We start from the raw sequence: 9463 nt of genomic DNA, 5'->3' as shown, positions 1-9463 counted from the left end.
TCATCTTCACTGTTTCTTTTGTCTATGCGTACCAACGGTTCGTAGCATTAACAGTCTAATATCGTTATTTCGATACTGGTAATGCTCATTAGGTATTTATCTGATTATGTGCAAAGCCTAATGATAGTATTGTCAGTCAATGATTATTTATGTTGATTGTTCAAAAGTCATATACGTATTATTTTTTTCATCTAAAAAAATATATAAGTAAGAAATATCATGCCTAATTTCGGTTATATCCAATTGGCCTATAAAAAATAACGGTTTATTTTCTACTGTTGGCCATACTGGAGATTGGAGCCATCTGGGTTTATTTTTTAAAAATTTAAAATCATTTTTAATTTCTAATTTTAAAGCTCTTTCTAACTCTATTCCAGATTTATCTTTATGTTTATTAAAGATAAACTGAAAATAAGGTTCAGTCAAATTTAACCATCGTGGTTGAATTTTCATAAACAGGTCATATTTTTTCTTATATTCATTATTTAACGAAAAGCTAATATTTTTTTTGGTAAGCAATTTTGAAAGTAAATCTTTACTATCGAATTCGCCTGATGGTAATAAAATATCAATTTCAATAAGATACAAAAATGCATTTTGTGAATTAGTATATGGAGGTATTTGGGTTTCCTCAGATAAAAGATCTTCAATATCCTTATTGTTATAAAGTTCTTTTTGAAAATCCAGCGGAGAAAGCGAACCCTCCAAATAATTTTTTATAATATCTATAGAATTCATTTTTTATTACCTCCTAGCGGTCTAAATTTATCAAGAGCCGTATGCTGTTCTCTAGTAAACTCACGAAGACATCCAATATCTGGTTCTTACTACATTCCATGAAGAGGTATCACCATTAGGCAATGACTTATTGATAGCATCACCTCTCTTTTATATTTTGAATCGTACTTTGCATGATAACCTCTACGGATCTACCCAAGTCAATCCATTAGTCGCATACTGATACAGATTAAATTCACCCAGCAACCCAATTGGGTCAGGCTAGATAAAGTGGACTATATCAAGGCATAATACCTAAAAGTATTGTAATATAAATCCGTTTTTCTGTCTAAATATTGGCTCTGATATCTGAAGTTTTGATCTATTGATGCGTGTTCAATTTCCTGAATCCCTTTACTCCCAGAGCTGATAATTTCTTCATCTTCACTGCCCCTTTTGTCTATATGTGCCAGAGGTTCGTAGCAACTCTGTCCGGGGTAGATATACAGGCTGCTGTGCTGATTCGGGCTGGTTTTCTAAATCATTATTAAGCCATTCTAGCGGGTACGGTTGTAGGGGGCTGTGCTATTTAGCTGATGTTTTTCGATATGCTAGCCAAGAGCATCGCAGATATTGGAATGCCAATATCTTTTCAAACAACAAAATTAAGAAAGAGTAATGAAGATTATTATTCAATTCAATAAATTCTAAAATATATTTCTAAATTAACTATATATAGCTAACTCAGGCTTACAAAAACCTATAACAAAATCCATTAATTCTAAAATAATATCTTCTTCGTCAAGATACCTCAGGTTTTGTAAACAATCATACATGCAAATCTGTGGCATGCCTTTATTTTTAAAATCAACTAATACCTTTCTAATTTCCAATAAATCTTTATTTGAAGATATTTCTTTTTTCATATAATCAAGGAATTTCTGTTGTTCTAGCATTTTATCCATTTACTTTTTTAATTAGCCAATGCTGTTTGGTATTTTGAAAAGAAGCATCGACTGTTTAGGTTGAATTGCGCCATGTCCTGATTTGTTTTGTACGTGCTGCAAATCATTACCAATGATCTGTTACATACAGGAATATCCCTATTAGGGCTAGCACTCAATGTTCTAGCTGAGTCTACAACTTTGGATTTACTTTTCTTTTTTGTCATTCTTCGAAATATGTCTGAATAATTTAATCCCCATGCTTCGATACAAGTCAACCCATTAGACGCATACTGATACAGATTAACGCCACCTAGCAATCCGGCTAAATCAGTGAATCTACATGTATCAGGATAGTATCACTTTGAAAGCCCGTTATTCTTAATAACTTCATTATTGTGATTTCAATTCTGCAATTTTATTCTCTTGCCACCACAGACAATACCTTTCGTAAAAGCTAAACCTATTGCACGTTTTGCACTTTCAAAAATATAACTATATAAACTCTCGTAGTTTTCAAATTCAGGATCTAAAATGAAAAAATTTTCATTTAACGGTTTAAAAAAACTTTCTTTTACTTCTCTTAATCCATATGGAGCCTGGTTTTTATCAGGAATGCAAATAGAGATAGAAATAACATACTCCTTATCTGATGGATAGCGCATTGATCTTTTGAAAACCCCAATACCATTTGTAGCCCGAGAATTAATCATTATTAAAATACGCCACCCATTTAAATCTAAAATATTTATTCGCGGTAACAAGTTATCAATATATTTGTTCAATTCTATCCACATGAAATGCATATTCACATTGTCATTTATTTTTGGTACTTCAGTAGGCAATGACACCATTATTTTTTTTCCCATAATATACCTTGTAAAATAGTTAGCACCACTTGTTCTTTTTAGTACTGGGTCTATAACGTTTGTCTTTTTCTCGATTGGGTGGCAATTCATGTTTTAATATTCTTAAAAGCCTAACTCTTCTTGCCTCAATTCTTTTCATTTTACCTTTAGTTATTCCTCTATAAGTACGGACTACTTTTGATTCTGCATTGCCAAAGTTAGGGGCTTTTCGTACTTTTCTTATACTCGTATAAGCACATCTATTATCCGCCAGCCATTACATCTTCTGCTTTACTAATTCCTGTTTTAGCACGGCGTTTAGATTCCTATCCATTACATCATATAAAACCCAATCTCAATTAGTGTCATTACTATTTTTATACCATCCAATTGTATCAATTCAAGTCAACCCATTCGTCACATACTGATACAGATTACACCTACCTAGCAGCCCAACTGAGTTGGACTGGGTAAAGCGTCCTATATCTGGATCATAGTACCTAAAGGTATTGTAATGCAGTCTAGTTTTTCTGTCTAAATATTACCCATGATATCTGAAGTTTTGCTCTATTGGTTTGTGTTCGATTTCCTGAATGCGCTTACCCTAGAGCTGATAACTACATTCCCAGAGTTATTCGCCGTTTGCATCGGTAAGCCGTTCTGGTCGGCGTAGAAGCAGCGGATATATTGTTTTTAATTGCCGTCTGTGCCTATACGTGCCAGTGGCTAGTCGTTGCTCTAGTGGGTGTAGATATTCAGGCTACTGTGCCGATTCGGGCAGGTTTCCTGTATTATTGTTAAGCTATCCCATAGGAACGGGTACGGTTGTAAGGTTTGCCAGTGCTGCCTGACTGATGTTTTTCGATACGTCGACCTAAGGCGTCGTAGGCGTAGTTGTAACGCTAGTTGTGGCTAGCACTTTGTTTGTTTTTGAAGCAATAACTCTCTATCTTACATATATCTAATTATTGAGCTAACTTCTATAATTTTATTTTTTAGTAATATTTAATTTCATATTTACCAATTACATCAAAAATATGATCATAAGTGCTGAGTACTATACGTTGCCTTCCTTTTTTATGCACCTCATCAACTAAATCAAAACTAGATTTTAAATATTGCTCATAAGGATACTCATCCATTCTATAAATAAATAAACTATAAATATCACTGAAAGTAAATGTAACTTTAACTTCTGGAACATTCGATATCTTCGGTTTACAGCCTGATAATGCTAATGACGTATTAACAACTAAAGTAAATGGTATACATTCTAATTTTACGTCAGATAATATTAATGCACTTCGCGCATAAATTATACCGTATTTTGTTTGAATTTCTTTTGTATTCATATTATTTACACCTCAATTTTATTGATTTACCACTGGTTTTAGTTGTAAAACGCCGCCATAAAGTAGCTGAAGACAGATCCACTTAAGTTGCCCATCTAGATGGAGCCTTAGAAATTCCAGCCTTTTTAGCAGTATAAAGGCGCCTATTATCCAAACTAAAAACGCACCTTGCGATAATAACTTTGTTTGTATATCAGTGGGTAAATCAAGCTTTTTTATTTTTCTAATAGTCTCTCGATTATTTATGTATGAATGATAATAAAACTATGTATAAGTTTATTCACTTTTTTATCGTTAAAGATTGTAAATATTGCCGATTTTTTGATTAAAGTAATGCATATATTTTCTTTAATTGTCCACAATATTTCTTACTATACGGTATTTTTATTTTTTTTAGATAATTAATTAGGTTATCAACATCGTTAGTAAGTAAATAATACTCTAATAAATGAATAATAAGAAAATTTTCATAGGGTGCATTAACTGAAATAGTGACATCCTTTTCATCATTCCCTTCTTGTTCATCTGGTTCATCAAAGAGAACGACAAACTTAATCGCTATATATTTCAAAAAAGAAGCAAGATTATTCGACAATATGTTTTTTAAATCAGATAAAGTGGCACCAGACAAATTTATTTCATTTGCATCATATTCAAACAATACCGATGGCAATTCTTTTCCGTTTGTCGTAATTTTATATTTTTTCTCTAATTTATCTAATGCCGTTTTATATAATGAGCTATTTATAAAATCTCGAATTTCATTAATGTTTATCATTTATCAACATCTCTTACTATATTTATAACACTATAACCAATGTGTTTATATGGATTGCTTTATGCTTCCATGAGGTTTATTTGGCAATCATCATCATGATTAAATCACTTTTTACTTTTATCATGGCGAGTTTTCTACTCTTTTGTTGCACTATTTTAGAGGGGCGTTACAGCTTAGATTATAATAAACAGATACATTATCTCCCTACAAAATATTAAGGAAACTATTACTATTAGCACATTTATAAATTATTGTTAGATAGTTATATTAAAATAATTATGCCGTTTGAACAAAAAAAAGTCCTGCATTATTAAAATCATCAATTTTCTTTTTTAGAAACAAATATCCAATAGCATCAGATAAAAATAAAGCTCCACCATCATGAACGGGAATATCTGATGAATATAATTGGCCAATAAAATCATATTCATTTAGCAATTTTTCACAAGCCACAATGCCATTGGGTATTTTATTTGACAAAAAAGAAAATGCTGGGTACTCATTATTCTTTAGTTGTGTCTTTTCTAATTCAAGATATTGAGGAACAAGACTATTACTATTTTCACGTAATTTTGATGTCTCAGTTAGTGTAACTCTGGTAAATCCTGATTTTAAATGATCAAGTTCTGCATCATCACCGAAATAAACAATATCGTCCAAAAAATATCTATTTTCATTATATGTTGAAAATACGGAAATATATTTAGCTTTAGGAAGATTAATTCCACTAATAGAATCAGATAATTTATCATTATCGATTGTGAATAATAATGTTAAATTTTCACCTAACGGATTTTGGGGCCAATTGCCGTCAATAAATGCTCCTCCACCAAATTTGATACCACTATTTTCGTTTGATGAAGGTGTAAGCTCATATACTAGGTGCATGATATCTCCATTAACATTTGCTAATTTCTTTATGAATTTTTACGATTTTTCTTAGTATACCAATTTTCTTTTCAGGAACACCAGCTCTTCCCTGTGCTTCATAGTTATTCTAGTCGGTATAGATATACAGCCTGCTGTGCTGATTCGGGCTGGTTTCCTAAATCACTGCTAAGCCATCCCACAGGAAGCGGGTACGGTGTAGGATTTGCCTGCGTTGTCTAGCTGATGTTTTTCGGTACGTCGACCTAAGGCGTTGTAGACATAGCCGTAACGCTCACTAGCTTGGGTATTCGATGGATACTTCGGTCAACATGTGCTAAACATTGTATTTTAATCTTAGATTTTGGCCAAATCGACTAATCTATATATTAAAATGCCTTGATTTGATAGTAATATAATAAAATTTTAGATAATCGTAGTATTTAATTTTATAAATTCTTTAACTCTCTAATTTTAGCTAAGCCTTTTTCCAAACGACTAATATTTTCATACTTATTTTCTACAGTACTTTTATCTAAATATTTAAGCCATCCAGATACATATTTCCTGAATAAATCAAAACCATCTTCCGTAACAGCAGATTTCATTAATATAAAATCAGTTTTCAAATTTCCCACTAGATCAAATGGCTCTACATTAATTAGTAAATGGTTCTCTTTGAGAAACGTTAATAAACTAGTAGATAATCTTATTATTTGGTTTTGATATTCTTTACTTTTATTTGCGCCTAATAACATAGGAATATTATGTAATTCAAAATCTTCATTATTCATTATTTTGCCTTATAACTTTTGATATACTTTCAATTTCGATCAGTTCGTTAGTATTTTTATTTTTCACATATATACTTCCTGTACTATGTATCCGAGCTTCTTTTGCTAATTGTTTGTACTTAGAGGCAGTTTTACTTGTTATCTCATAAGGACGCCATTTTCCATTTGTCTTTTAACCACAAAGTCGACTCTATGTCGTTCACCTGTTATAGGATTTTAACTGGTTTGGCACCCGTTCATTTTTTAGAGTTTGATGGCAGAATCAATCGCTACCTTTAACTGGCAAATACACAAAATAATATAGAATGGTGTCTCTCAATTTTCTATCTAAATACTAATCTATTATTTTAATTTTCAATAATATCTTGATATAGTTCAATTAAGTCATTATTGTTACTTTTTAGGCATTTATTCATTAATTTGATTTTTAAGTCTGAGAAATTTAAGTATAGTAGTAATTCAGCTAATCTTCGGTATATAAAGTCATCGAAAGAAGCAAGGTAATGATCCAACATACTGCATAATTTATGTTTTACGATTTTATTCTCTTTAAATTTGATTAATATATCTCTAGCTATAGGAATATTATCAATATTGCCATCGACTGATATGTCTATAATTATAGGAATTAATATTTCTAATTCTTCGTCATTAAAATCATCATCTCTTATGAATCTTAACGCTGTTCCTTGTTCTGATAATGTGTTTAATGCTAATAGTAATTGTTGGAAAAAACATTCTGATTTTCTAAAATAATATTTAGAAGAAAATAAATTTGTTTCAGATTCTTTTAAATTAAACCATTCTATAGAAAAAATTGTATTATCTTTCATTTTGTTACTACCATACGCACAAGAAATTGAGTTAAATAATTTTTTAAATTCATTCATGAATATATCACGTTTAATACCTAATCCATTAGGGAATGATTTTCCTTCAGGTATTGTATAGTAATGTTCAGTTAATGGAGACTTATTAGGATCTAATGTGGTTGATGCACCTTGCGGTAATTTTTTATCAACCTGAGGTTTTACCATACCAGTGCTATCAGTATCAATATCTTTGCTTGCTCTTGGTTTTTGGGCTTGTTTTTGTTTCCAAAAGCACACAATTCATTATTTAAGCCCAAGGATCAATCTAAGTCAACTCATTATTACCATTCCATATTCTTAACTCATAAAAATTCTCTGTTGGTAAAATTGAAAATCCAAAAGAGTTATTTATGGCAACTAGCAAACACTCTAACGTCTTGTTACTATTCTTTACTGTCATATTCCAAAATAATGTTGGATTTTGCTTAATGTTATTAATATGCAATTTTAAATAATAATATGTATTACAAGTGATAATTTGAAAAACTACTAAATCATTAGTATCAATACTACTCAAAAAATCACAAAATCGGTTAAATAATAAATTTTCATTTACTGATAAATCTACTGGCTGATGTTCAATATTATCAATAAATTTTGACAAAAAGACATTATAATCATGCGACTCAAACGTTATCGAATAGCTGTTATTATTAATCCGTAATTTATTTGAGATATTTTGAACAATTGCCTTTTTTTCTTTTTCAATAACTGATAATTTCAATCTTTCTTTTAAAGATAATGACATTATTTTTTGCCTTTAGCATTTGTAATTTTTGTCATATTTTCAGGAATATGTCTACCATATTGATTATATCTTACTTTTGGTTGGAGAGGATCACCAGACAAATCATCAGCAGTATAAAAGTGAGGAACGCGATCAAATTTATTTTCTGGTTTTGAAGTATTTAGATCGGCGTGGACGTAAACTATTTCTTCATCTTCACTACCTCTTTTAACTATGCGTGCCAGTGTTGGTAGTTGCTTTGGTCGGTATAGATATACAGGCTGCTGTGCTGATTCTAGCTGATTTCCTGAATCATTTTTAAGCCATCCCACAGGAAGCGGGTACGGTTATAAGGGTTGCCTGCGCTGCCTAGCTGATGTTTTTCGATACACCTCGGTTTGGTGTCGTAGTGGTAGTGCTAGGTAGCGCCGTTGGTTTGTTTGCAGTCGATTTGTCCGTGGATACTGTATTGGTTTTTATGTCTTCCAAACTAATTAAATACTTTTAAACATTATTAAAAGGGTAAGTTAATTTTTTTATTCAGTTTTTCTTCAATAAGTGTCGATAATTCTTTAAATAAAGTTTCCCAAACCTGAATGTACTCTAATTTACTGATAAAAAGTTTCATATCAGGAATTTTTCCATTATATATGCCTACATCTGGTCCTTTCTTATATTCAAGTTCTACGCCTTTATCTTTAATTTCATAATAGAAGTAAAAATCAGAGCCTTGCTCACAAAACCAAATATCATCTTTGCCTGCCCAATTATTTTTTACTCGTTTGACAGATTTAACAATATCTTCGTAACATGCTGTTATGTCCGCATAAATGTAAAAATGTACTCTATAGTCGTCTTTCAGTTTAATGTAAAACTCAGGATCAGCATATCTTCTCAATTCCTCCAATGCATATTGAAAAGGAGTTAGTTCGTCATCAATATCATCATCAATATCGCCTATGGGATTTTGATAGTTAACCTCAAATATAGTTTCCATTTTAATCTCCAGGAATATAAAGGCAGGCTATAATAGGTTTGCCTCTAATGACTACTCTTATAAATCTTACAATATCCATTATTTTTATTGTTCTATCAGGATAATATTGTAAATACCCCAAACTTAGTACACAACTCACGTAGAAAATCATGCTGCTTGTTTTAGTGTTTTATACTCAATCGGTGTCATGTTATTTAATGCCTCATGCGGTCTTTCGGTGTTATAAATGGTTAGCCATTCTTCGGTTACCTTTCTTGCTTGTTCTAGATTATTAAATAGATATAAATCGAGTACCTCAGTGCGATAGGTACGATTAAATCGTTCAATATAGCCATTTTGATAAGGGCTACCGGGCTGGATATAATCAATGGTTATACCATGTAATTTAGCCCAGTTGGTAAAGGTTTTTTCTGTAAATTCTGGCCCATTATCGACCCGTATTTTTAATGGATACCCATGATATTCGGCCAGTTTATCTAAGTAACGGGTAATCCTTCCTGCGGGTAAGCTTACTGCAATATCAATCCCTAACGCCTCACGATTAAAGTCATCGATGACATTGAATGT

12 protein-coding genes and 1 pseudogene are annotated in these 9463 nt (G+C 31.5%); all 13 read right to left on the bottom strand.

Features of this window, described 5'->3' with window-relative positions; all coding sequences use genetic code 11:
* Positions 1-147: 147 nt before the first annotated feature.
* Positions 148-738 carry a hypothetical protein gene (locus A9G45_RS09140; RefSeq protein WP_065572393.1) on the bottom strand — a complete coding sequence of 197 codons (591 nt, stop codon included), beginning with the start codon at positions 736-738 and terminating at the stop codon, positions 148-150.
* 704 nt (positions 739-1442) lie between these two features.
* On the bottom strand, positions 1443-1673 hold the full coding sequence (locus tag A9G45_RS14625; protein WP_065579963.1) for a hypothetical protein: 231 nt from the start codon (positions 1671-1673) through the stop codon (positions 1443-1445).
* A gap of 392 nt (positions 1674-2065) precedes the next feature.
* Positions 2066-2530: an Imm9 family immunity protein gene (imm9, locus tag A9G45_RS09135; RefSeq protein WP_065566960.1), complete on the bottom strand. Its 465-nt coding sequence runs from the start codon at positions 2528-2530 to the stop codon at positions 2066-2068.
* A gap of 379 nt (positions 2531-2909) precedes the next feature.
* Positions 2910-3038, bottom strand: a pseudogene (locus A9G45_RS15000) (RHS repeat-associated core domain-containing protein); the annotation flags it as partial.
* A gap of 466 nt (positions 3039-3504) precedes the next feature.
* The gene (locus tag A9G45_RS09130) at positions 3505-3861 is read right to left on the bottom strand and encodes a hypothetical protein (protein ID WP_065566957.1); all 357 of its coding nucleotides are present in this window, start codon (positions 3859-3861) and stop codon (positions 3505-3507) included.
* A gap of 325 nt (positions 3862-4186) precedes the next feature.
* Complete coding sequence (locus A9G45_RS13825; RefSeq protein ID WP_081297875.1) at positions 4187-4639, bottom strand: hypothetical protein; 453 nt, start codon at positions 4637-4639, stop codon at positions 4187-4189.
* A 276-nt stretch (positions 4640-4915) separates the two neighbouring features.
* Positions 4916-5527 (bottom strand): hypothetical protein, encoded by a 612-nt coding sequence (locus A9G45_RS09120; RefSeq protein WP_065566956.1) that lies wholly within the window; start codon positions 5525-5527, stop codon positions 4916-4918.
* Between the two features lie 428 nt (positions 5528-5955).
* On the bottom strand, positions 5956-6300 hold the full coding sequence (locus A9G45_RS09115; protein WP_065566955.1) for a hypothetical protein: 345 nt from the start codon (positions 6298-6300) through the stop codon (positions 5956-5958).
* Positions 6301-6647: 347 nt separating this feature from the next.
* Positions 6648-7409, bottom strand: a complete 762-nt coding sequence (locus A9G45_RS09110) for a hypothetical protein (RefSeq protein WP_065566954.1) — start codon at positions 7407-7409, stop codon at positions 6648-6650.
* 28 nt (positions 7410-7437) lie between these two features.
* Positions 7438-7920, bottom strand: a complete 483-nt coding sequence (locus tag A9G45_RS09105) for a hypothetical protein (protein WP_065566953.1) — start codon at positions 7918-7920, stop codon at positions 7438-7440.
* Positions 7920-8231, bottom strand: coding sequence for a hypothetical protein (locus A9G45_RS09100; protein ID WP_065566952.1), 312 nt, complete (start codon positions 8229-8231; stop codon positions 7920-7922). Before A9G45_RS09100 ends, A9G45_RS09105 begins: the two co-directional genes overlap by 1 nt.
* 182 nt (positions 8232-8413) lie before the next feature.
* Positions 8414-8896, bottom strand: coding sequence for a hypothetical protein (locus A9G45_RS09095; RefSeq protein ID WP_065566951.1), 483 nt, complete (start codon positions 8894-8896; stop codon positions 8414-8416).
* 147 nt (positions 8897-9043) lie between these two features.
* A partial coding sequence (locus tag A9G45_RS09090; RefSeq protein ID WP_141673652.1) for an integrase core domain-containing protein occupies positions 9044-9463 on the bottom strand: 420 nt, incomplete at its 5' end.

It is taken from the genome of Gilliamella sp. HK2 (genome assembly GCF_001690265.1).
GTDB classification, from domain to species: domain Bacteria; phylum Pseudomonadota; class Gammaproteobacteria; order Enterobacterales; family Orbaceae; genus Gilliamella; species Gilliamella apicola_C.
The sequence above is the reverse complement of the archived record's forward strand: the minus strand, read 5'-3'. Positions and strand labels throughout refer to the sequence as shown.